Origin of the sequence: Pseudomonas protegens CHA0 (assembly GCF_000397205.1) — a bacterium.
Classification (GTDB): Bacteria; Pseudomonadota; Gammaproteobacteria; order Pseudomonadales; family Pseudomonadaceae; genus Aquipseudomonas; species Aquipseudomonas protegens.
Genome location: NC_021237.1, coordinates 735,496 through 755,151, shown reverse-complemented (window position 1 = coordinate 755,151; position 19,656 = coordinate 735,496). Strand labels below are relative to the sequence as shown.

Below are 19,656 nucleotides of genomic sequence, written 5' to 3'. Positions count from 1 at the left end.
GCGCGGGGACCACACGGATACGGCATGACCTCGCTGAACCTCACCAACCTGGCCTGGACACCCTTGGGCCAGGGCCACTGCCACCACCAGTTCCAACTGCGTGAGGCCAGCCTGCAGGTGGCGGCCGGCGAGTTCGTCGGCCTGATCGGGCCCAACGGCAGCGGCAAGACCAGCCTGTTGCGCTGCGCCTATCGCTTCAGCAAGCCGCAGCAGGGCGAGGTGCAGCTTGAGCATCAGAATGTGTGGAAGCAGTCGCCGCGCTGGTGCGCGCAACGCATCGCCGTGGTCCTCCAGGAGTTTCCCGACGCCTTCGGCCTGACCGTGCAGGAGGTGGTCGCCATGGGCCGCACCCCGCACAAGGGCCTGTTCGACGGCGACACCCAGGACGACCGGCGCATCGCCCGCGAGGCCCTGGAATCGGTGGGCCTGCTGGGCTTCGAGGATCACGCCTTCGCCACCCTGTCCGGCGGTGAGAAACAGCGGGTGATCCTGGCCCGCGCCCTGGCCCAGCAACCCCAGTTGCTGATCCTCGACGAGCCCACCAACCACCTCGACCCGCGCTACCAGCTGGAGTTGCTGCAGCGGGTCAAGCGCCTGGGCATCGGTACCCTGGCGAGCATCCACGACCTGAACCTGGCCGCAGCCTTCTGCGACCGCCTGTATGTCCTCGACCATGGGCGCATCGTCGCCAGCGGCACGCCCGGCGAGGTGCTCACCGTCGAGTTGCTGCGCAACGTCTTCGGCGTCGAGGCGCTGATCGACGCCCATCCCCTGTCCGGCTACCCACGAATCACCTGGATCACCCAACCATGACCTTGCGCTCCCTGCTTCGCTCCAGCCTGCTCCTGGCCCTGTCTCTGGGGGCCGCCCAGGCCTTCGCCGAGGCCACCCATTACCCGCTGACCATCACCAGCTGCAACCGCGAAGTGACCTTCAAGCAAGCGCCGAAACACGCCCTCAGCCATGACATCAACATGACCCAGATGATGCTCGCCCTGGGGCTCAAGCCACGCATGGTGGGCTACAGCGGGATCAGCGGCTGGAAGGCCGTGACCCCGCAGATGAGCGCCCTGCTCGACGGCCTGCCGGAACTGGCGGCCAAGTACCCGTCGGTGGAAACCCTGCTCAATGCCAACGTCGACTTCTTTTTCGCCGGCTGGGACTACGGCATGCGCGTGGGCGGCGACCTCACGCCCCAGACCCTGGCGCCGCTGGGGATCAACGTCTACGAGCTGACCGAGTCCTGCGCCTTCGTGATGAAGCGCCCGGCCGCCAGCCTCGAGGACACCTACACCGACCTGCGTAACCTCGGGCGGATCTTCGACGTGCAGGATCGCGCCAACGCCCTGATCGCCCGGATGCAGGAGCAGGTGGCCCAGGTACAGAAGGACCTGCCCAGGGACAAGCCGCGGGTATTCCTCTATGACAGCGGCGAAGACCGGGCCATGACCTCGGGCCGCCTGGGCATGCCCCAGGCCCTGATCGACGCGGCCGGCGGGCGCAATATCCTCGATGACGTCGACGCCAGCTGGACCCGGGTCAACTGGGAAACCGTGGTCGAGCGCAACCCGCAGGTGATCGTGATCGTCGACTACAGCGAAGTCAGCGCCGAGCAGAAGCAGCAGTTCCTGCTGAACAACAAGGCCCTGCAAGGAGTCGATGCGATCAAGAACCAGCGCTTCATCGTCATCCCCTATGTGCAGGCCACGCCGGGCATCGACAACGTGCTGGCGGTGGAAACCCTGGCCAAGGGTTTCCACGGCGAATGACCAGTCCCCGCTATGCCGCACTGTTGATGGCCCTGGGCGCCCTGCTGCTGGCGTCCTGCGTGGTGTCCCTGGGCTTTGGCCCGGCGCGGGTGCCGGTGGAGGTGGTGGGGCGCATTCTGTTGCACAAGGCCCTGGGCCTGGGCGTTGTGGACTGGAGCCCGGGCCAGGAGCACATCGTCTGGCTGATCCGCGTGCCGCGCATGCTCCTGGGGGCCCTGGTGGGTGCCGGGCTGGCACTGATCGGCGCGGTGCTGCAGGCGGTGACCCGCAACCCGCTGGCCGACCCGCACCTGCTGGGGGTGACCTCCGGCGCCACCCTCGGCGCGGTGATCGTGGTGCTGCACCTGGGCCAGGTCATCGGGCTTTTGACCCTGCCCCTGGCGGCCTTTGTCGGCGCCCTGCTGAGCATGGCGCTGGTGCTGGGGATCGCCGCCCGCAACGGCCGCCTCGACAGCGACCGGCTGTTGCTGTGCGGGGTGGCGGTGTCGTTCGTGATGATGGCCGCGGCCAACCTGCTGCTGTTCATGGGCGACCACCGCGCCAGCTCCGCAGTGATGTTCTGGATGCTCGGCGGCCTGGGCCTGGCGCGCTGGGAACTGCTGGCGATCCCCGCCGCCAGCGTGCTGCTGGGGCTGGTGTTGCTGCTGGGCATGGCGCGCCCGCTGAACGCCCTGATGGCCGGCGAGCAGACCGCCGTGACCCTGGGCCTGAACGCGCGCAATGTGCGCCTGAAGGTGTTCCTGATTGCCTCGCTGATGACCGGAGTGCTGGTGTCCATCAGCGGCTCCATCGGTTTTGTCGGGCTGATGGTGCCGCACATTGCCCGGCGCCTGGTGGGCGCCGAACACCGCCGGCTGCTGCCGGTGTGCGTACTGCTGGGTAGCCTGTTCCTGGTCTGGGTGGATGTGGCTGCGCGCACCCTGATCGCCCCCGAGGACCTGCCCATCGGCGTGGCCACCGCGGCCATCGGCGGGGTGTTCTTCATCGGCCTGATGCGCCGCCGCTGACTGTGCCCGCCTCTGTAGGAGCCGGCTTGCCGGCGAAGGCGCTCGTGAGCCTTGTGCAAGGTTCGAAGGCCTCTTCGCTGGCCAGCCAGCTCCTACAATCGTCGCCCTTGCTTTAAGATCGCGCGCTTGGATCTCTCAGGATGAGTCTCATGTTCAGAACCGCGCTCCTGGCCTTGCTGCTCGGCACCTCCCTTGGCGCCGTGGCCGACACCTCGGTCGACGTCTCGAAAATCTACGGCAACATCCAGATCGTCAACAGCTTCCCCGACTACAAGGTCAAGGTGGTGAACTCCTTCCCCGACCTGAAGGTGAAGCAGGTCAACTCCTTTGCCGACGCGCCGGGCAAGTGGAAAATCGTCAACAGTTTTCCCGACTACAAGATCCAGATCGTCGACTCCTTTCCCGACTTCACCATCAAATATGTCGATTCCTTCCCGGGCGTGAACTGAAGCCACCCCCAGGCCACGGCTGCCGCCAAGCGGCAGCACCACAATGACGCACCCCGACGCACCAGCCCCTTGCCCAAGCCTCGTCTTGGGGCATCACCTCCCCCGCCCGCGCCGTTAAAGCGACGTTTTCATGCCTTGCGCCGACTCGGCACACCCCTTGCAAAACAGCCCTTCAGCAGTCCGCATCTACCACCTGAAAAATCAAGAGTTCATGGAGATCGCACAATGAAGCGTCGTAGTTTGCTCAAGGCTTTCACTCTCACGGCAAGCATTGCCGCGATGGGCATGACCTGGACCGTCCAGGCCGCCGAAACCATCAAGGTGGGGATCCTGCACTCGCTGTCGGGCACCATGGCGATCTCCGAAACGTCCCTCAAGGACATGGCGCTGATGACCATCGACGAAATCAACGCCAAGGGCGGGGTCAACGGCAAGCTGCTGGAGCCGGTGGTGGTGGACCCGGCCTCGAACTGGCCGCTGTTCGCCGAGAAGGGCCGCCAGTTGCTGACCCAGGACAAGGTGGCGGTGGTATTCGGCTGCTGGACCTCGGTGTCGCGCAAGTCGGTGCTGCCGGTGTTCGAGGAGCTCAACGGCCTGCTGTTCTACCCGGTGCAGTACGAAGGCGAAGAGATGTCGCCCAACGTCTTCTACACCGGCGCCGCGCCGAACCAGCAGGCGATCCCGGCGGTGGAATACCTGATGAGCGAGGACGGCGGCAGCGCCAAGCGCTTCTTCCTCCTGGGCACCGACTACGTCTACCCGCGCACCACCAACAAGATCCTGCGTTCGTTCCTGCACTCCAAGGGCGTGGCCGACAAGGACATCGAAGAGGTCTACACCCCGTTCGGCCACAGCGACTATCAAACCATCGTCGCCAACATCAAGAAGTTCTCCGCCGGTGGCAAGACTGCGGTGATCTCCACGGTCAACGGTGACTCCAACGTGCCCTTCTACAAGGAACTGGCCAACCAGGGCCTGAAAGCCACCGACGTGCCGGTGGTGGCCTTCTCGGTGGGCGAGGAAGAACTGCGCGGCATCGACACCAAGCCCCTGGTGGGCAACCTCGCGGCCTGGAACTACTTCGAGTCGGTGGATAACCCGGTGAACCAGAAGTTCGTCGCCGCCTGGAAGGCCTACGCCAAGGCCAAGAACCTGCCGGGCGCGGACAAGGCGGTGACCAACGACCCGATGGAAGCCACCTACGTCGGCATCCACATGTGGGCCCAGGCGGTGGAGAAAGCCAAGTCCACCGATGTCGACAAGGTTCGCGAGGCCCTGGCCGGGCAGACCTTCGCCGCCCCTTCGGGCTACACCCTGACCATGGACAAGACCAATCACCATCTGCACAAGCCGGTGATGATCGGCGAGATCCAGCCCGACGGTCAGTTCAACGTGGTCTGGCAGACCGACGGCCCGATCCGCGCCCAGCCCTGGAGCCCGTTCATCCCGGGCAACGACAAGAAGCCGGACTACGCGGTCAAGAGCAACTGATCCGAACCTGACGCCTTCCCCGTAGGAGCGAGCTTGCTCGCGACGAGGTCCGCAGGACCTCCAACGAAAACCGCCCGGCTGGCCGCTGCGCGGATCGCGAGCAAGCTCGCTCCTACAGGTTATCCGGGCGCTTTCAAGGACACCGATATGCCCACTGCCCTCTACCGTTTGATCCTCGCCGGCCTGCTGTTACTGCCATGGACGGCCCAGGCCGGGGATGCCGAAGACTTCGTCGCCGGCAACTCCGGCGAGCAGGCCCGGCTCCTGGAAACCTGGGCCGCGCAGCCCGACCCGGCGCGCCTGGAACTGCTCAACGCCCTGCAGCAGGGCCAGTTGAACATCGCCGGCGAAAGCAGAACCCTGCGCCTGAACAACCGTCTGCGGGGCCTGATCGACAGCGCCCTGGCCAGCCACCAGTTGCTCGCCAGCGACGCCAACAGCCGTCTGGCCGCCGCCCGCCAACTGCAGAAAAGCGCCAAGCCGGCGCAACTGAAATTCCTCGATGCCCGACTGGCCGCCGAGCAAGCCCCGGACGTGCACGATGCCCTGAGCCTGGCCCTGGCCAACCTGCAACTGGTGGACAGCGACCCGGCGGTGCGCCTGGCCGCCGTGCGCCTGCTGGGGGAAACCGGCGACCCGCTGGCCCGTACCCGCCTCGAAGGCCTGCTCGAACCCGGGGTCGAAGCCGATGCCGCGGTACGCACCGCGGCCGAAACCAGCCTGGCCCAGGTCAAGCGCAAGCTGCTGGTGGGCGAAGTGCTGGGCCAGGCCTTCAGCGGCCTGTCCCTGGGTTCGATCCTGCTGCTGGCGGCCCTGGGGCTGGCCATCACCTTCGGCCTGCTGGGGGTGATCAACATGGCCCACGGCGAGATGCTGATGCTCGGCGCCTACGCCACCTATGTGGTGCAGTTGCTGTTCCAGCGCTACGCCCCGCAAGCCATCGAGTACTACCCACTGCTGGCGCTGCCGGTGGCGTTTTTCGTCACCGCCGGGATCGGCATGGCCCTGGAGCGCATGGTGATCCGCCACCTCTACGGCCGGCCCCTGGAAACCCTGCTGGCCACCTGGGGCATCAGCCTGATGCTGATCCAGCTGGTGCGCCTGCTGTTCGGCGCGCAGAACGTCGAAGTGGCGAACCCGGCCTGGCTGTCCGGCGGCATCCAGGTGCTGCCCAACCTGGTACTGCCCTACAACCGCATCGTGATCATCGCCTTCGCGCTGTTTGTCGTGGTGCTCACCTGGCTGCTGCTGAACAAGACCCGCCTGGGCCTGAACGTGCGCGCGGTGACCCAGAACCGCAACATGGCCGCCTGCTGCGGCGTGCCCACCGGGCGCGTGGACATGCTCGCCTTCGGCCTCGGCTCGGGCATTGCGGGCCTGGGCGGCGTGGCCCTGAGCCAGATCGGCAACGTCGGCCCGGACCTGGGCCAGAGCTACATCATCGACTCGTTCCTGGTGGTGGTCCTCGGCGGGGTCGGGCAACTGGCCGGCAGCGTGCTGGCGGCCTTCGGCCTGGGGGTGGCGAACAAGATCCTCGAACCGCAGATCGGCGCCGTGCTCGGCAAGATCCTGATCCTTGCGCTGATCATTCTGTTTATCCAGAAACGCCCGCAGGGACTCTTCGCACTGAAAGGACGGGTGATCGACTGATGAATCAACCACTGCTCATTACCGCCACCCAGAAAGCCGGGCCCAGGGTCACGATCACCGTCGGGGCGTTGCTGCTCCTGGTGCTGCTGGCCCTGCCGCTGCTGTCGCTGCTACCGGCGGACCACCCGCTGCAGGTCTCGGCCTACACCCTGACCCTGGTGGGCAAGATCCTCTGCTACGCCATCGTCGCCCTGGCCCTGGACCTGGTCTGGGGCTACGCCGGGCTGCTGTCCCTGGGCCACGGCCTGTTCTTCGCCCTGGGCGGCTACGCCATGGGCATGTACCTGATGCGCCAGGCCGCCGGGGATGGCCTGCCGGCCTTCATGACCTTCCTTTCCTGGAGCGAACTGCCCTGGTACTGGGCCGGCACCGAGCATTTCCTCTGGGCCTTGTGCCTGGTGGTGCTGGCCCCGGGGCTGCTGGCCCTGGTGTTCGGCTTCTTCGCCTTCCGCTCGCGGATCAAGGGCGTGTACTTCTCGATCATGACCCAGGCCCTGACCTTCGCCGGGATGCTGCTGTTCTTTCGCAACGAGACCGGCTTTGGCGGCAACAACGGCTTTACCAACTTCCGCAGCATCCTGGGCTTCGGCATCACCGAACCGGGCACTCGGGCGGTGCTGTTCCTGGCCACGGTGGCGCTGCTGGTGGGCAGCCTGTACCTGGGCTGGCGCCTGGCCCGGAGCAAGTTCGGCCGGGTGCTGACGGCCCTGCGCGACGCCGAAAACCGCCTGATGTTCTGCGGCTACGACCCGCGCGGCTTCAAGCTTTTCGTCTGGGTCCTGAGCGCCGTGCTGTGCGGCCTGGCCGGGGCCCTGTACGTGCCCCAGGTGGGCATCATCAACCCCAGCGAAATGTCCCCCACCAACTCCATCGAGGCCGCCGTGTGGGTCGCCCTGGGCGGGCGCGGCACGCTGATCGGCCCACTGCTGGGGGCCGGTGTGGTCAACGGCATGAAGAGCTGGTTCACCGTGGCCTTTCCCGAATACTGGCTGTTCTTCCTCGGTGCGCTGTTCATCGTCGTGACCCTGTACCTGCCCAAGGGCGTGATCGGCCTGCTGAACAAACGAGGTGAACAATGAGAGTCACAGCAACGGCGGACTTCATGCTCGAACCCATTCTCGACACCAACAAGGACGCCGGCACCAGCCGCGACGCCATCGGCCTTGGCCACGCCGCCGGCAAGGGCCTCAACACCCGCCACGGCACCATCCTGACCCTGGAGGACATCAGCGTCAGCTTCGATGGTTTCAAGGCCCTCAACGACCTCAACCTGTACATCGGTGTCGGCGAGTTGCGCTGCATCATCGGCCCCAACGGCGCCGGCAAGACCACCCTGATGGACGTGATCACCGGCAAGACCCGCCCCTCCCGGGGCAAGGCCTGGTTCGGCGAAACCCTGGACCTGACCCAGATGAGCGAAGTGCAGATCGCCCAGGCCGGGATCGGCCGCAAGTTCCAGAAACCCACGGTGTTCGAGGCCCTGAGCGTGTTCGAGAACCTGGAGCTGGCGCAGAAGACCGACAAGTCGGTGTGGGCCAGCCTCGGGGCCCGCTTGAGCACAGAACAGCAGGACCGCATCGCCCAGGTGCTGGAGACCATTCGCCTGAGCCCTTCGGCTCAACGCCAGGCGGGCCTGCTGTCCCACGGCCAGAAGCAGTTTCTGGAGATCGGCATGCTGCTGATGCAGGACCCGCAACTGCTGTTGCTGGACGAACCGGTGGCGGGCATGACCGACGCCGAGACCGAATTTACCGCCGAGCTGTTCAAGACCCTGGCGGGCAAGCACTCGCTGATGGTGGTGGAACACGACATGGGCTTTGTCGGCTCGATTGCCGACCACGTCACCGTGCTGCACCAAGGCAGCGTGCTGGCCGAAGGCTCCCTGGAACAGGTGCAGGAAAACGAACGGGTGATCGAGGTTTACCTCGGCCGTTAGCGCAACCGCCGTTCGCCGGCAAGCCGGCTCCTACCCCTCCCGCAGGAGCCGGCTGGCCAGCGAAGACCGCCCCGCAATCCCCACAAAACTCGAGTACCCGACCATGCTCCAAGTCGACAAGCTGCACCAATACTACGGCGGTAGCCACATCCTGCGCGGCCTGAGCTTCGAAGCCCGGATTGGCGAAGTCACCTGCCTGCTGGGGCGCAACGGCGTGGGCAAGACCACCCTGCTCAAATGCCTGATGGGCCTGCTGCCGGCCAAGGAGGGCGCGGTCAACTGGGAGGGCCGGGGCATCACCGGCTACAAGCCCCATCAGCGCGTCCACGCCGGGATCGCCTACGTGCCCCAGGGCCGGGAAATCTTCGGCCGCCTGACCGTGGAGGAAAACCTGCTGATGGGCCTGTCCCGCTTCCCCGGCTCCCAGGCCAAGGAAGTGCCGGCCTTCATCTACGAACTGTTCCCGGTGCTGTTGCAGATGAAGCAGCGCCGTGGCGGCGATCTCTCCGGCGGCCAGCAGCAACAACTGGCCATCGGCCGGGCCCTGGCCAGCCGCCCGCGCCTGCTGATCCTCGATGAGCCCACCGAAGGCATCCAGCCCTCGGTGATCAAGGAGATCGGCGCGGTGATCAGCAAGCTCGCGGCCCGGGGCGACATGGCGATCCTGCTGGTGGAGCAGTTCTACGACTTTGCCGCCGAACTGGCCGACCAGTACCTGGTGATGTCCCGGGGGGAAATCATCCAGCAGGGCCGCGGCAAAAATATGCAGGCCGAGGGTGTACGCGGCCTGGTTACGATCTAATCTGTAGCCTCCTAACGATAACGACCCAGCATGAACCTACCTGCCGCCACCGCCCTGTTCACTCCCAGCTGGCACGCCGAACTGGAGCTGGCCTATGCCCGTTGCGGCGCCACCACGCGCCCGGTGCTGCGCCGCCACCTGGGCCCGCTGCGGGTGCAGAAGCACCTGTATGCCGAAGGCCCCGAGGTTTGCCAGCACATCATCGTCCACCCGCCCGGCGGCATTGCCGGCGGTGATCGGCTGGCCATCAGCGCCCGGGTCGACAGCGGTGCCTGGGCCCAGTTGACCAGCCCCGGGGCGGCCAAGTGGTATCGCGCCACCGGCCCGGCCAGCCAGGCCCTGAACCTGCAGGTAGCGCCGGGCGCGACCCTGGAGTGGCTGCCCCAGGAAACCATCGTCTTCAGCGCTGCCCAGGCCGAGCTCACGACCCGCATCGAATTGCAGGGCGATGCCCGGCTGTTCTACTGGGACATCATTGCCCTGGGGCGCCCGGCCAGTGGCGAGCGGTTCGAGCAGGGCCATTTCCAGGCCCACCTGGACCTGTACCGCGACGGCCGGCCGCTGTGGCATGAACGCCAGCGCATCGGCGGTGGCGACGGCCTGCTGGATTCCCCCATCGGCCTGGATGGCCAGCCGGTGTTCGCCACCTTGCTGGTGACCGGTGAAATCGACAGCGAACTGCTGGAACGCTGTCGCGCCCTGGCACACCCGGTACGCGGCGACCTGAGCCAACTGCCGGGCCTGCTGGTGGCCCGCTGCCTGGCCAGCGAAGCTCTGCAGGCCCGGGCCTGGCTGATCGAGCTGTGGCGCCTGCTGCGCCCGGCGCTGCTGGGCCGCGAAGCCAGGCCACCCAGAATCTGGAACACCTGACCCGCATGCCCTTTTCCACTGCACCTTTTTCTACTGCCTGACAACGGATTGACCACGATGGATCTGACCCCACGCGAAAAAGACAAGCTGCTGATCTTCACCGCCGGCCTGGTGGCCGAGCGGCGACTGGCCCGCGGCCTCAAGCTCAACTACCCGGAAACCATGGCCTATATCTCCGCGGCGCTGCTCGAAGGCGCCCGGGACGGGCAGACCGTGGCCGAACTGATGCACTACGGCACCACCCTGCTCAGCCGCGAGCAGGTGATGGAAGGCATCCCGGAGATGATCCCGGACATCCAGGTGGAAGCCACCTTTCCCGACGGCACCAAGCTGGTCACCGTTCACCAACCCATCGCTTGAGGCCGTGCCATGACCTATCGCATCCGCGATGCCCTGCATGCCGACCTGCCGGCGATCCGCGACATCTACAACGACGCCGTGCTCAACACCACGGCGATCTGGAACGAGCAACCGGTAGACCTGGGCAACCGCCAGGCCTGGTTCAGCGCACGCCAGGCCCAGGGCTATCCGATCCTGGTGATCATCAACGCCGAGGAGCAGGTGCTCGGCTACGCTTCCTTCGGCGACTGGCGGCCTTTCGACGGCTTCCGTCACACCGTGGAACATTCGGTCTATGTGCGCAGCGACCAGCGCGGCAACGGCCTGGGCCCGCGGTTGATGGCGGTGCTGCTGGAGCGCGCCCGGGGCTGTGGCAAGCACGTGATGGTGGCCGCCATCGAGAGCGGCAACAGCGCCTCGGTCCGTCTGCATGAGCGCCTGGGGTTCATCAGCACCGGGCAGATGCCTCAGGTGGGCACCAAGTTCGGGCGCTGGCTGGACCTGACCTTCATGCAGCTGATTCTCAACCCCGGGGCGCAACCGCCCGCCCCGCACAAGGAGTGAAATCTCGATGAACGCCGCCCAACTGCGCCTTGTCCATGGAGAAAGCTTTGCCCATTACCGTCAGGGACTGATCGAGTTGCTGCTGGACTCGGTGCAGCACGGTGCGTCCATCGGCTTCATGGCCGATCTCGACGACAGCCAGGCCCGCAGCTACCTCAGCAGCGTGCAGGCCGGGGTCGAGGACGGCAGCCTGCTGTTGTGGGTGGTGGTACGCGACGAGAAAGTCCTGGCCAGCGTGCAACTGGCCCTGTGCATGAAGGCCAACGGGCGCAACCGCGCCGAGGTGCAGAAGCTCCAGGTCCTGCACAGCGCCCGCCGCCGCGGCCTGGGCCAGCAGTTGATGAATGCCCTGGAACAGGCCGCCCGCCAGCACAAGCGCGGGCTGCTGTACCTGGACACCGAGGCCGGCTCCGCGGCGGAAGAGTTCTACCGCGCCCTGGGTTATACCCGGGTCGGCGAACTGCCCAACTACTGCCAGAGCCCGGACGGCACCTATACCGCCACCGCCATCTACTTCAAGACCCTGGGACAACCCCTATGATTCCTGGCCAATACCAGATCCAGCCCGGCGAGATCGAACTCAACGCCGGGCGCCGCACCCTGCGCCTGAACGTATCCAACAGCGGCGACCGGCCAATCCAGGTCGGCTCCCACTACCACTTCTTCGAAACCAACGACGCCTTGACCTTCGACCGAGCCGCCAGCCGCGGCATGCGCCTGAACATCGCCGCCGGCACCGCGGTGCGCTTCGAACCGGGCCAGACCCGGGAAGTGGAACTGGTGGAACTGGCCGGCAAGCGCCGGGTATTCGGCTTCGCCGGGCGGATCATGGGCGACCTCTGATCCCTCGACCCTACGCATGTAGGAGCCAGCTTGCCGGCGAATGCGGTCTTTCGGGCCCCTTCGCCGGCAAGCCGGCTCCTGCAAGACCTGTTTCTGTAAGGAGCTGCGATGAAGATTTCCCGTGAAGCCTACGCCGACATGTTCGGCCCCACCGTGGGCGACAAGGTGCGGCTGGCCGACACCGAGCTGTGGATCGAAGTGGAGAAGGATTTCACCACCTACGGTGAAGAAGTGAAGTTCGGCGGCGGCAAGGTGATCCGTGACGGTATGGGCCAGAGCCAGTTGCTGGCCGCCGAGGTGGTGGACACCCTGATCACCAACGCCCTGATCATCGACCACTGGGGCATCGTCAAGGCCGACGTCGGCCTCAAGGACGGGCGCATCGCCGCCATCGGCAAGGCCGGCAATCCGGACATCCAGCCCGACGTGAACATCGCCATCGGCGCCAGCACCGAGGTCATCGCCGGTGAGGGCATGATCCTCACCGCCGGCGGCATCGACACCCATATCCACTTCATCTGCCCGCAGCAGATCGAAGAGGCGCTGATGAGCGGCGTCACCACCATGATCGGTGGCGGCACGGGACCTGCCACCGGGACCAACGCCACCACCTGCACCTCCGGGCCCTGGCACATGGCGCGCATGCTCCAGGCGGCGGACGCCTTCGCCATGAACATCGGCTTTACCGGCAAGGGCAACGCCAGCCTGCCGGAGCCCTTGATCGAACAGGTCAAGGCCGGGGCCATCGGCCTCAAGCTGCACGAGGACTGGGGCAGCACCCCGGCCAGCATCGACAACTGCCTGAGCGTGGCCGATGAGTACGACGTGCAGGTGGCGATCCACACCGACACCCTCAATGAATCGGGCTTCGTCGAAACCACCCTGGGCGCCTTCAAGGGCCGCACCATCCATACCTACCACACCGAAGGCGCCGGCGGCGGCCATGCCCCGGACATCATCAAGGCCTGCGGCCTGGCCAACGTGCTGCCCAGCTCCACCAACCCGACCCGGCCCTTCACCCGCAACACCATCGACGAACACCTGGACATGCTGATGGTCTGCCATCACCTGGACCCGAGCATCGCCGAGGACGTGGCCTTCGCCGAAAGCCGCATCCGCCGGGAGACCATTGCCGCCGAGGACATCCTCCACGACCTCGGGGCCTTCTCCATGATCAGCTCCGACAGCCAGGCCATGGGCCGGGTCGGCGAAGTGGTGACCCGCACCTGGCAGACCGCCGACAAGATGCACAAGCAGCGCGGCCCGCTGCCGGGGGATGGCCCGGGCAACAGCAACTTCCGGGTCAAGCGCTACATTGCCAAGTACACCATCAACCCGGCGATCACCCACGGCATCAGCCATGAGGTGGGCTCCGTCGAAGTGGGCAAGTGGGCCGACCTGGTGCTCTGGCGCCCGGCGTTCTTCGGGGTCAAGCCGACCCTGATCCTCAAGGGCGGGGCCATTGCCGCCAGCCTGATGGGCGACGCCAACGCCTCGATCCCGACCCCGCAGCCGGTGCACTACCGGCCGATGTTCGCCAGCTTCGGCGGCAGCCGTCACGCCACCAGCCTGACCTTCATCAGCCAGGCCGCACTGGAGGCCGGGGTGCCGGAGCAGTTGGGGCTGAAAAAACGCATCGCCGTGGTCAAGGGCTGTCGCAACGTGCAGAAAACCGACCTGATCCACAACGACTACCTGCCGGATATCGAAGTCGACCCGCAGACCTATCAGGTCAAGGCTGATGGCGTGCTGCTGTGGTGCGAACCGGCGGACGTGCTGCCCATGGCCCAGCGCTACTTCCTGTTCTAGGGCTGGCCCACCACTGGGCAGAGTGGCTGCTGAAATGTTCGATTAGGCGCTAAGATGCGTCTCGGTTTTCCACTCACTGCCCAGTAAGGTGCCCGGCTATGCGCCTGTCCGATTTTATCGTGCAGCACGTTGATCGAATCGTTGATGAATGGGAACAATTTGCCAGGAGCCTCGCTCAGGACTCCCTGACCCGCACGGACCTGCGTGACCACGCGCGCTCCATCCTGCTGGCCGCCGCCCGGGATATGTGCACCGCCCAGAGCCCCGGGGAACAACGGGCCAAGGCCAAGGGCGAAGGCCCGGAAAAAACCCCCAGCCTGGATGCCGCGGCCGCCAGCCATGGCGAGCTGCGCCATCACGTGGGGTTCGACCTGGTGCAGATGACCTCGGAATTCCGCCACCTGCGAGCCTGCGTGATCCGCCTGTGGGTGGCCAGCCTGCAGACACCGGACCTGGCCTACCTGCAGGACATGATCCGTTTCAACGAAGCCATTGATGAAGCCCTGGCCGAGTCCACCGCAGCCTATGCCGAACAGGTCAGCCGCTCGCGGGATATCTTCCTGGCAATTCTTGGCCACGACCTGCGGGCGCCGTTGCAGGCAGTGAGCATGTCCACTGAAATGCTGGCACGCAAAGTCGCCCTGGACGGCGACGCCCAGGCCTTCGTTTCACGTATCAAGAGCGGCACCCGGCACATGGGCGCCATGGTCAGCGACCTGCTGGAGTTCGTGCGCAGCCGCCTGGGCAGCAGCCTGCCCATCGAACCTGCGCCCATGGACCTGGCCAGCGCGGCCAAGGCGGCCATGGACGAAGCCTGCGCCGGGCAGCCCGATTGCACCCCGCTGATGAGCTTCGAGGGCGACAGCCATGGCATCTGGGACCGCGGGCGCATCGAGCAGATGCTGCAGAACCTGATCGGCAACGCCCTGCAGCACGGCAACAACCGCCGCACCGTGACCGTGACCATCACCGGTGGCGCGGAACAGGTGCTGTTGACCGTGCACAACTACGGCACGCCGATCCCCCCGGAGGCCCTGGGCACCCTGTTCGACCCGTTGGTGCGCAGCGTCGACGAAGAACTGGGCAACCCCAGCACCAGCCTTGGCCTGGGGTTGTTCATCGTCAAGGAAGTGGTGGTTGCCCACCAGGGCAGCATCGAAGTCAGCTCCAACGCCAGCGATGGCACCACCTTCACCGTGGTCCTGCCGCGCGTCTCCCGCGCCAGTGCCTGAGGCGCTTTGTAACCGCTAGTGCGTTTGTATCGTTTGTGCCGTTTGTATCGTTTTGTAGCCGCTGCTGAGCGCCAGCGAAGCTGCGAACGAGGACGCAGTCCTCGCAACCCGCTTTTTCCTGACACACCGCAGTCGCCTGGTTAGACGGGCGCTGCGCGCCCGGTCGCAGCCTCGCTAGCGCTCGGCAGCGGCTACAGGCCTACACACCCTCAGTCCACCAACAGGCGGCCCAGGCGCTGTTTGAGCATCTGGTTCTCGGCGCGCAGTTGCCGCACTTCGTCCAGCAGGTCCAGGGCCAGGGCCACGCCTTCCCATTCCAGGTCCAGGTCGCGGCGCAACTTCGCCGCGCGCTTGGCCAGGGACAGCTCATAGTCGTTGAAGCGCCAGTCCTTGGGGGCCCGGCCCTGAGGTTCGAGGATGCCGTGCTCGACGATTTCGATCACGTAGGCCGCCGACAGGTCGGCCACTTCACAGAACTCTTCCATGTCCAGCTGAACGATCAGGGTGCTCATGATCAGCGCCTCCTAGTGTCGAATCAGAAATTTTCCCGGGGGTCGAACGCTGCCTTCTTCGCCAGCTCCTGCCACAAGGCCTTGACGTCGTCGCCCGCCTGCTTGGGCATGACCGCCTTGAGTTGCACGAACAGGTAGCCGCGCTGGCCGGCCTTGTTCAGCAGGCCATGGCCCTTGGCGCGCATGCGCTGGCCATTCTGGCTGCCGGCCGGAACCTTGAGGTTGATCTTGCCGGTCAGGGTCGGTACCGCGACCTCGGTCCCCAGCGCCAGCTCCCAGGGGGCCAGTGGCAGGGTGATGATCAGGTTCTCGCCTTCGACATCGAACTTGGGATGCGGCGCGAAGCGAATGGTCAGGTACAGGTCGCCATTCGCGCCGCCGCCCACGCCCGGCGCGCCCTGGCCCTTGAGGCGGATGCGCTCGCCGTCGGTGACACCTGCCGGAATCTTCACGTTCAGGCTCTTGCTGGTGTTGCTGACGTGTTGGCCATTGGCGTTGTACTGCGGCACCTGGAAGCTGATCTTCTTCGACTCGGTGGACAGGGTTTCTTCAAGAAAGATCGGCAGTTCCATTTCCACATCCTGTCCACGACGACCGCTGCTGCGGCGCTGCTCCGGGCCGCCGAATCCTGGCCCCCGGTTACCAAAGATCGAACTGAAGAAGTCCGAGAAATCGCCACCGTCCTCGCCGCCGCCAAAACCGCCACGGCTCTGCCAGCCCGGCGGGCCCTGGAACGGTTGGCCATGCTGGCCGTACTTGCGCAGGTCATCGTACTCGGCGCGCTTGTCGGCGCTTTTCAGCGCTTCATAGGCTTCCGAGGCGTCCTTGAACTTGGCCTCGGCATCCTTTTCCTTACTGACGTCGGGGTGGTACTTGCGCGCCAGCTTGCGATAGGCGGCCTTGATCGCCTTGTCGTCCGCTGTCGGCTCCACGCCGAGAATCTTGTAATAGTCTTTGAAGTCCATCGAGGGAATCACCATCCGTTATCAAAGTCGCGCGGCGTGCAGCACAGCATGCTCGGTCTGGCAGCATGAGAATTGATCAATCTCAATCCTCTGACTGAACGGCGCATCAGAAGTTTATCGGCAGCCTCGGGCGGATCTTGTGATCCCAGGTGGCTGCGCGGCCCATGCCTGCAAGTTTGGGGGTAAAGGATAGTCTTTCAAGGCACGACAGGGGGTGATTTAGCAGATAGTCGGCCTTTGCAAGGCGCGAGGACTGGCGTACGCTGCGCGGCCGTTTTTTTCACCGGATCCAAAGACATGAACAACGCCACCCCGGCCCGTGCCTGCGGCATTGACTTCGGTACCTCCAACTCCACCGTCGGCTGGCTGCGCCCCGGCGAGGAGACGCTGATCACCCTGGAGGACGACAAGATCACCCTGCCTTCGGTGGTGTTCTTCAATATCGAGGAACGCCGTCCGGTGTACGGCCGCCTGGCGCTGCACGAGTACCTGGAAGGCTACGAAGGCCGGCTGATGCGCTCGCTCAAGAGCCTGCTGGGTTCCAAGCTGATCAAGCACGACACCAGCGTGCTGGGCACTGCCATGCCGTTCAAGGACCTCTTGGGGCTGTTCATCGGCCAACTGAAAAGCCGCGCCGAAGCCGCCGCCGGTCGGGAATTCGAAGAAGTGGTGCTGGGGCGCCCGGTGTTCTTCGTCGATGACGACGCCGCCGCCGACCAGGAAGCCGAAGACACCCTGGTGGAAGTGGCCCGCAAGATCGGTTTCAAGGAAGTGTCCTTCCAGTACGAGCCCATCGCCGCGGCCTTCGACTACGAATCCACCATCGAGCGCGAGGAACTGGTGCTGATCGTCGACATCGGCGGTGGTACCTCGGACTTCTCCCTGGTGCGCCTGTCCCCCGAGCGCCGTGGCGTCGATAACCGCCACGACGACATCCTCGCCACCGGCGGCGTGCACGTCGGCGGTACCGACTTCGACAAGCAACTGAGCCTCCAGGGCGTGATGCCGCTGTTCGGCTACGGCAGCCGGATGAAGAGCGGCGCCTACATGCCCACCAGCCACCACATGAACCTGGCGACCTGGCACACCATCAACTCGGTGTACTCGCAGAAATCCCAGCTGGCCCTGGGCAGCATGCGCTATGACATCGAGGACACCGGCGGCATCGACCGTCTGTTCAAGCTGATCGAACAGCGCGCCGGGCACTGGCTGGCCATGATCGTTGAAGAGACCAAGATCCAGCTGACCCACGCAGAGAACCGCCTGGTAGCCCTGGACCGAATCGAGCGCGACCTCAGCGTGGACCTGAGCCGGGCCCTGTTCGAATCCTCCATCGACGGTTTGCTGGAGCGCATCCGCACCAGCGTCACCCAGTTGCTGAACGACGCCAATGTCGGTGTGGGCCAGGTCGATACGGTGTTCTTCACCGGTGGTTCCAGCGGCATTCCGGCGCTGCGCCAGAGCGTGGCGGCGATGCTGCCCAATGCCCGGCATGTGGAAGGCAATATCTTCGGCAGCATCGGCAGCGGCCTGGCCATCGAGGCCAAGAAGCGTTACGGCTGAAACAGCTTCGCCGGCCCGCCGGCTCCTACAAGGTTCTGTAGGAGCCGGCGGGCCGGCGAACAAGACTCACACCAATCCCGCCAGCTTCAACTCGCTCTTCAGGTACGCGTAATAGATCGGCCCCGCCACCACCCCGGGCAGGCCGAAGGCGGCCTCGAACACCAGCATCGCCAGCAGCAGCTCCCAGGACTTGGCACTGATCTGCCCGCCAACGATCCGCGCGTTGAGGAAGTATTCCAGCTTGTGGATAAAGATCAGGTAGCCCAGCGCCGCCACCGCCACCCAGATCGACAGCGACAGGCCGACGATGGTGATCAGTGTGTTGGAAATCAGGTTGCCGATCACCGGCAGCAGGCCCAGCAGGAAGGTCAGCACGATCAGGGTCTTGGTCAGCGGCAGCTTGACCCCGAACAGCGGCAGGATCAGCGCCAGGAAGATCCCGGTGAAGAAGGTGTTGAGCAGGGAGATCTTGATCTGGGCGAAGACGATGTTGCGAAACGCCTGGACCAGCAGGTGCAGACGGTCGAACAGCGCCGCCGCCAGAGGCTTGCGCTTGGTCAGGTCGGGGACCCGCTGCAGGGCAATGATCGCCCCCAGGACCATGCCGATCAGCAGGGTCACGAACATGTGCGCCGCGTCCTTGCCCACCAGTTGCAACTCGCTCAGGTGCTTGCTGGCCCAGGCACCGATGGCAGCCTGGAACTCGGCGGCGCTGGCCGGCAGGTAGGAATCGAGGAACGGCGGCAACTGGCCCCGGGCCTTGTCCACCACCACCATGAACTTGCCCAGCGAGGCACCCGGGTTCTCCGCCTCATGCAACAGGAAGCTGATGGCCCCGGCGAACAGTAGGGTCAGCAGGCTGACCACCAGGGTGCCCAGCAAGGCCACCGCCAGCCAGCGCGCACGCCGGCCTTCGATCAGCCGCTGCAGTTGCGGGGTGAGCATGTTGACCAGCTCGAACACCAGCAACCCGGCCAGCAGGCTGGGCAGCAGACGCAGGGGCAAGGCCAGCAACAGGCCACCGAAAATGATGATCCAACTGATGAACAACAGATGACGCTGTGAAAACGCTGGCATATAGCCTCAAGACAGACAGCGGGGAAAAGATCGGCAGTCTGCCAGCCTTCACCCCTGAGGAATAGTGGCAGGCGCCGTGAGGACGCGGGCTTACAGGGTACTGGAGTGTTGTGACAGGCGAAGGTTCAGTCGGCTTTGGCCCCGGGCGCCGGGGCCGAAAGGTCGGGCAGCGGCACGTCGTAGCCGCAGTAGTGCAGGCGAGAGCCCAGGCGCTGGTTTTCGTAAACCAGAGAGGGCGCCGTGCAACTGCTGATGCCTCCCAGACAACCACTGGCCAGGGCAATCCCCATGGCACCGCGGATACTCACAGACACCTTCACTTTTTGTATTTGCTGATAAACGAATACCTGATGCCCGCTGCTTCGACGATGCTGCGCATTTCCTGCTCTTGCCCAGGTTCGCCGACAAAGAACAGCCAGACCCGAGGAAAGCGCTGACCACTCAGTGCACCGCCGACAATCGCCTTGTCCAGTGCCGGGTTGGCCCCGAACATCAGGAACCTACCGTTGGGGCTTTGGGAAACCTTGGCGAACATGTCACGCACATTGAAGCGTTCAACACCCCCGCCGGCCACAATCACTAGACGATCGGGAAGCTGCCCATGGCTGTTGATCTGCGTGACAAGCAGTTGCAGATCCTGACGCTCACCTGAGCCACCGCTGTCCCTCTGCACCACATCAGCGACCTCGGACAGGACCTGATCATGATCCTTGGATAGCGGTTGAGAAGCACAACCACTCAAGAGCAGCAACGTCGCAATCCATGCCCAGGTATTCAT

At 65.2% G+C, this 19,656-nt stretch carries 22 protein-coding genes; 17 read left to right on the top strand and 5 right to left on the bottom strand.

Annotation, left to right across the window (positions count from 1 at the left end):
- The first annotated feature begins 24 nt into the window (after positions 1-24).
- From PFLCHA0_RS03255 to PFLCHA0_RS03180, 16 genes are all read left to right on the top strand, one after another.
- Positions 25-813, top strand: a complete 789-nt coding sequence (locus PFLCHA0_RS03255; RefSeq protein ID WP_011059013.1) for an ABC transporter ATP-binding protein — start codon at positions 25-27, stop codon at positions 811-813.
- A complete protein-coding gene (locus PFLCHA0_RS03250; RefSeq protein ID WP_015633976.1) occupies positions 810-1,769 on the top strand; it encodes an ABC transporter substrate-binding protein in 960 nt (319 codons plus the stop codon). The genes PFLCHA0_RS03255 and PFLCHA0_RS03250 overlap by 4 nt, the downstream gene beginning before the upstream one ends.
- Positions 1,766-2,776 carry a FecCD family ABC transporter permease gene (locus tag PFLCHA0_RS03245; protein ID WP_015633975.1) on the top strand — a complete coding sequence of 337 codons (1,011 nt, stop codon included), beginning with the start codon at positions 1,766-1,768 and terminating at the stop codon, positions 2,774-2,776. Before PFLCHA0_RS03250 ends, PFLCHA0_RS03245 begins: the two co-directional genes overlap by 4 nt.
- 149 nt (positions 2,777-2,925) lie before the next feature.
- Entirely contained in the window at positions 2,926-3,225 is a 300-nt protein-coding gene (locus PFLCHA0_RS03240) for a hypothetical protein (protein ID WP_015633974.1), read from the top strand.
- Positions 3,226-3,450: 225 nt separating this feature from the next.
- The gene (urtA, locus tag PFLCHA0_RS03235; protein ID WP_015633973.1) at positions 3,451-4,716 is read left to right on the top strand and encodes an urea ABC transporter substrate-binding protein; all 1,266 of its coding nucleotides are present in this window, start codon (positions 3,451-3,453) and stop codon (positions 4,714-4,716) included.
- A 147-nt stretch (positions 4,717-4,863) separates the two neighbouring features.
- Positions 4,864-6,366: an urea ABC transporter permease subunit UrtB gene (gene urtB / locus PFLCHA0_RS03230; RefSeq protein ID WP_041751931.1), complete on the top strand. Its 1,503-nt coding sequence runs from the start codon at positions 4,864-4,866 to the stop codon at positions 6,364-6,366.
- On the top strand, positions 6,366-7,445 hold the full coding sequence (gene urtC / locus PFLCHA0_RS03225; RefSeq protein ID WP_015633971.1) for an urea ABC transporter permease subunit UrtC: 1,080 nt from the start codon (positions 6,366-6,368) through the stop codon (positions 7,443-7,445). The genes urtB and urtC overlap by 1 nt, the downstream gene beginning before the upstream one ends.
- On the top strand, positions 7,442-8,302 hold the full coding sequence (gene urtD, locus PFLCHA0_RS03220; protein ID WP_015633970.1) for an urea ABC transporter ATP-binding protein UrtD: 861 nt from the start codon (positions 7,442-7,444) through the stop codon (positions 8,300-8,302). Before urtC ends, urtD begins: the two co-directional genes overlap by 4 nt.
- Before the next feature lie 103 nt (positions 8,303-8,405).
- The gene (gene urtE, locus PFLCHA0_RS03215) at positions 8,406-9,104 is read left to right on the top strand and encodes an urea ABC transporter ATP-binding subunit UrtE (protein ID WP_015633969.1); all 699 of its coding nucleotides are present in this window, start codon (positions 8,406-8,408) and stop codon (positions 9,102-9,104) included.
- A gap of 30 nt (positions 9,105-9,134) precedes the next feature.
- Complete coding sequence (locus PFLCHA0_RS03210) at positions 9,135-9,974, top strand: urease accessory protein UreD (protein ID WP_015633968.1); 840 nt, start codon at positions 9,135-9,137, stop codon at positions 9,972-9,974.
- 57 nt (positions 9,975-10,031) lie between these two features.
- The gene (ureA, locus tag PFLCHA0_RS03205; RefSeq protein ID WP_011059003.1) at positions 10,032-10,334 is read left to right on the top strand and encodes an urease subunit gamma; all 303 of its coding nucleotides are present in this window, start codon (positions 10,032-10,034) and stop codon (positions 10,332-10,334) included.
- A 9-nt stretch (positions 10,335-10,343) separates the two neighbouring features.
- On the top strand, positions 10,344-10,877 hold the full coding sequence (locus tag PFLCHA0_RS03200; protein WP_015633967.1) for a GNAT family N-acetyltransferase: 534 nt from the start codon (positions 10,344-10,346) through the stop codon (positions 10,875-10,877).
- Positions 10,878-10,884: 7 nt separating this feature from the next.
- The gene (locus PFLCHA0_RS03195; RefSeq protein ID WP_011059001.1) at positions 10,885-11,418 is read left to right on the top strand and encodes a GNAT family N-acetyltransferase; all 534 of its coding nucleotides are present in this window, start codon (positions 10,885-10,887) and stop codon (positions 11,416-11,418) included.
- The gene (locus PFLCHA0_RS03190; protein ID WP_011059000.1) at positions 11,415-11,720 is read left to right on the top strand and encodes an urease subunit beta; all 306 of its coding nucleotides are present in this window, start codon (positions 11,415-11,417) and stop codon (positions 11,718-11,720) included. The genes PFLCHA0_RS03195 and PFLCHA0_RS03190 overlap by 4 nt, the downstream gene beginning before the upstream one ends.
- A 108-nt stretch (positions 11,721-11,828) precedes the next feature.
- Positions 11,829-13,529 carry an urease subunit alpha gene (gene ureC / locus PFLCHA0_RS03185; RefSeq protein ID WP_011058999.1) on the top strand — a complete coding sequence of 567 codons (1,701 nt, stop codon included), beginning with the start codon at positions 11,829-11,831 and terminating at the stop codon, positions 13,527-13,529.
- Positions 13,530-13,627: 98 nt separating this feature from the next.
- The gene (locus tag PFLCHA0_RS03180) at positions 13,628-14,761 is read left to right on the top strand and encodes a sensor histidine kinase (protein WP_011058998.1); all 1,134 of its coding nucleotides are present in this window, start codon (positions 13,628-13,630) and stop codon (positions 14,759-14,761) included.
- A gap of 209 nt (positions 14,762-14,970) precedes the next feature.
- Here PFLCHA0_RS03180 and PFLCHA0_RS03175 read toward each other — a convergent pair whose 3' ends face one another.
- Together PFLCHA0_RS03175 and PFLCHA0_RS03170 are read right to left on the bottom strand one after the other, a co-directional pair.
- Positions 14,971-15,273 carry a chaperone modulator CbpM gene (locus PFLCHA0_RS03175; RefSeq protein ID WP_011058997.1) on the bottom strand — a complete coding sequence of 101 codons (303 nt, stop codon included), beginning with the start codon at positions 15,271-15,273 and terminating at the stop codon, positions 14,971-14,973.
- Between the two features lie 23 nt (positions 15,274-15,296).
- Entirely contained in the window at positions 15,297-16,238 is a 942-nt protein-coding gene (locus PFLCHA0_RS03170; RefSeq protein WP_011058996.1) for a DnaJ C-terminal domain-containing protein, read from the bottom strand.
- A gap of 297 nt (positions 16,239-16,535) precedes the next feature.
- On the opposite strand from PFLCHA0_RS03170, the gene PFLCHA0_RS03165 reads away from it, so the two are divergent.
- The gene (locus tag PFLCHA0_RS03165; protein ID WP_015633965.1) at positions 16,536-17,801 is read left to right on the top strand and encodes an Hsp70 family protein; all 1,266 of its coding nucleotides are present in this window, start codon (positions 16,536-16,538) and stop codon (positions 17,799-17,801) included.
- Between the two features lie 66 nt (positions 17,802-17,867).
- Here PFLCHA0_RS03165 and PFLCHA0_RS03160 read toward each other — a convergent pair whose 3' ends face one another.
- The 3 genes from PFLCHA0_RS03160 to PFLCHA0_RS03155 all read right to left on the bottom strand — a co-directional run bounded on the left by PFLCHA0_RS03160 (position 17,868) and on the right by PFLCHA0_RS03155 (position 19,656).
- Entirely contained in the window at positions 17,868-18,878 is a 1,011-nt protein-coding gene (locus PFLCHA0_RS03160; protein WP_011058994.1) for an AI-2E family transporter, read from the bottom strand.
- 125 nt (positions 18,879-19,003) lie between these two features.
- Complete coding sequence (locus PFLCHA0_RS31615; protein WP_172621738.1) at positions 19,004-19,186, bottom strand: hypothetical protein; 183 nt, start codon at positions 19,184-19,186, stop codon at positions 19,004-19,006.
- 8 nt (positions 19,187-19,194) lie between these two features.
- Positions 19,195-19,656: a hypothetical protein gene (locus tag PFLCHA0_RS03155; protein ID WP_015633963.1), complete on the bottom strand. Its 462-nt coding sequence runs from the start codon at positions 19,654-19,656 to the stop codon at positions 19,195-19,197.

Excerpts from the sequence above, each read along its gene's own strand:
- PFLCHA0_RS03255 (WP_011059013.1), top strand. The coding sequence starts at position 25 with ATGACCTCGCTGAACCTCACCAACCTGGCCTGGACACCCTTGGGCCAG.
- PFLCHA0_RS03250 (WP_015633976.1), top strand. The coding sequence starts at position 810 with ATGACCTTGCGCTCCCTGCTTCGCTCCAGCCTGCTCCTGGCCCTGTCT.
- PFLCHA0_RS03245 (WP_015633975.1), top strand. The coding sequence starts at position 1,766 with ATGACCAGTCCCCGCTATGCCGCACTGTTGATGGCCCTGGGCGCCCTG.
- PFLCHA0_RS03240 (WP_015633974.1), top strand. The coding sequence starts at position 2,926 with ATGTTCAGAACCGCGCTCCTGGCCTTGCTGCTCGGCACCTCCCTTGGC.
- urtA (WP_015633973.1), top strand. The coding sequence starts at position 3,451 with ATGAAGCGTCGTAGTTTGCTCAAGGCTTTCACTCTCACGGCAAGCATT.
- urtB (WP_041751931.1), top strand. The coding sequence starts at position 4,864 with ATGCCCACTGCCCTCTACCGTTTGATCCTCGCCGGCCTGCTGTTACTG.
- urtC (WP_015633971.1), top strand. The coding sequence starts at position 6,366 with ATGAATCAACCACTGCTCATTACCGCCACCCAGAAAGCCGGGCCCAGG.
- urtD (WP_015633970.1), top strand. The coding sequence starts at position 7,442 with ATGAGAGTCACAGCAACGGCGGACTTCATGCTCGAACCCATTCTCGAC.
- urtE (WP_015633969.1), top strand. The coding sequence starts at position 8,406 with ATGCTCCAAGTCGACAAGCTGCACCAATACTACGGCGGTAGCCACATC.
- PFLCHA0_RS03210 (WP_015633968.1), top strand. The coding sequence starts at position 9,135 with ATGAACCTACCTGCCGCCACCGCCCTGTTCACTCCCAGCTGGCACGCC.
- ureA (WP_011059003.1), top strand. The coding sequence starts at position 10,032 with ATGGATCTGACCCCACGCGAAAAAGACAAGCTGCTGATCTTCACCGCC.
- PFLCHA0_RS03200 (WP_015633967.1), top strand. The coding sequence starts at position 10,344 with ATGACCTATCGCATCCGCGATGCCCTGCATGCCGACCTGCCGGCGATC.
- PFLCHA0_RS03195 (WP_011059001.1), top strand. The coding sequence starts at position 10,885 with ATGAACGCCGCCCAACTGCGCCTTGTCCATGGAGAAAGCTTTGCCCAT.
- PFLCHA0_RS03190 (WP_011059000.1), top strand. The coding sequence starts at position 11,415 with ATGATTCCTGGCCAATACCAGATCCAGCCCGGCGAGATCGAACTCAAC.
- ureC (WP_011058999.1), top strand. The coding sequence starts at position 11,829 with ATGAAGATTTCCCGTGAAGCCTACGCCGACATGTTCGGCCCCACCGTG.
- PFLCHA0_RS03180 (WP_011058998.1), top strand. The coding sequence starts at position 13,628 with ATGCGCCTGTCCGATTTTATCGTGCAGCACGTTGATCGAATCGTTGAT.
- PFLCHA0_RS03175 (WP_011058997.1), bottom strand. The coding sequence starts at position 15,273 with ATGAGCACCCTGATCGTTCAGCTGGACATGGAAGAGTTCTGTGAAGTG.
- PFLCHA0_RS03170 (WP_011058996.1), bottom strand. The coding sequence starts at position 16,238 with ATGGACTTCAAAGACTATTACAAGATTCTCGGCGTGGAGCCGACAGCG.
- PFLCHA0_RS03165 (WP_015633965.1), top strand. The coding sequence starts at position 16,536 with ATGAACAACGCCACCCCGGCCCGTGCCTGCGGCATTGACTTCGGTACC.
- PFLCHA0_RS03160 (WP_011058994.1), bottom strand. The coding sequence starts at position 18,878 with ATGCCAGCGTTTTCACAGCGTCATCTGTTGTTCATCAGTTGGATCATC.
- PFLCHA0_RS03155 (WP_015633963.1), bottom strand. The coding sequence starts at position 19,656 with ATGAATACCTGGGCATGGATTGCGACGTTGCTGCTCTTGAGTGGTTGT.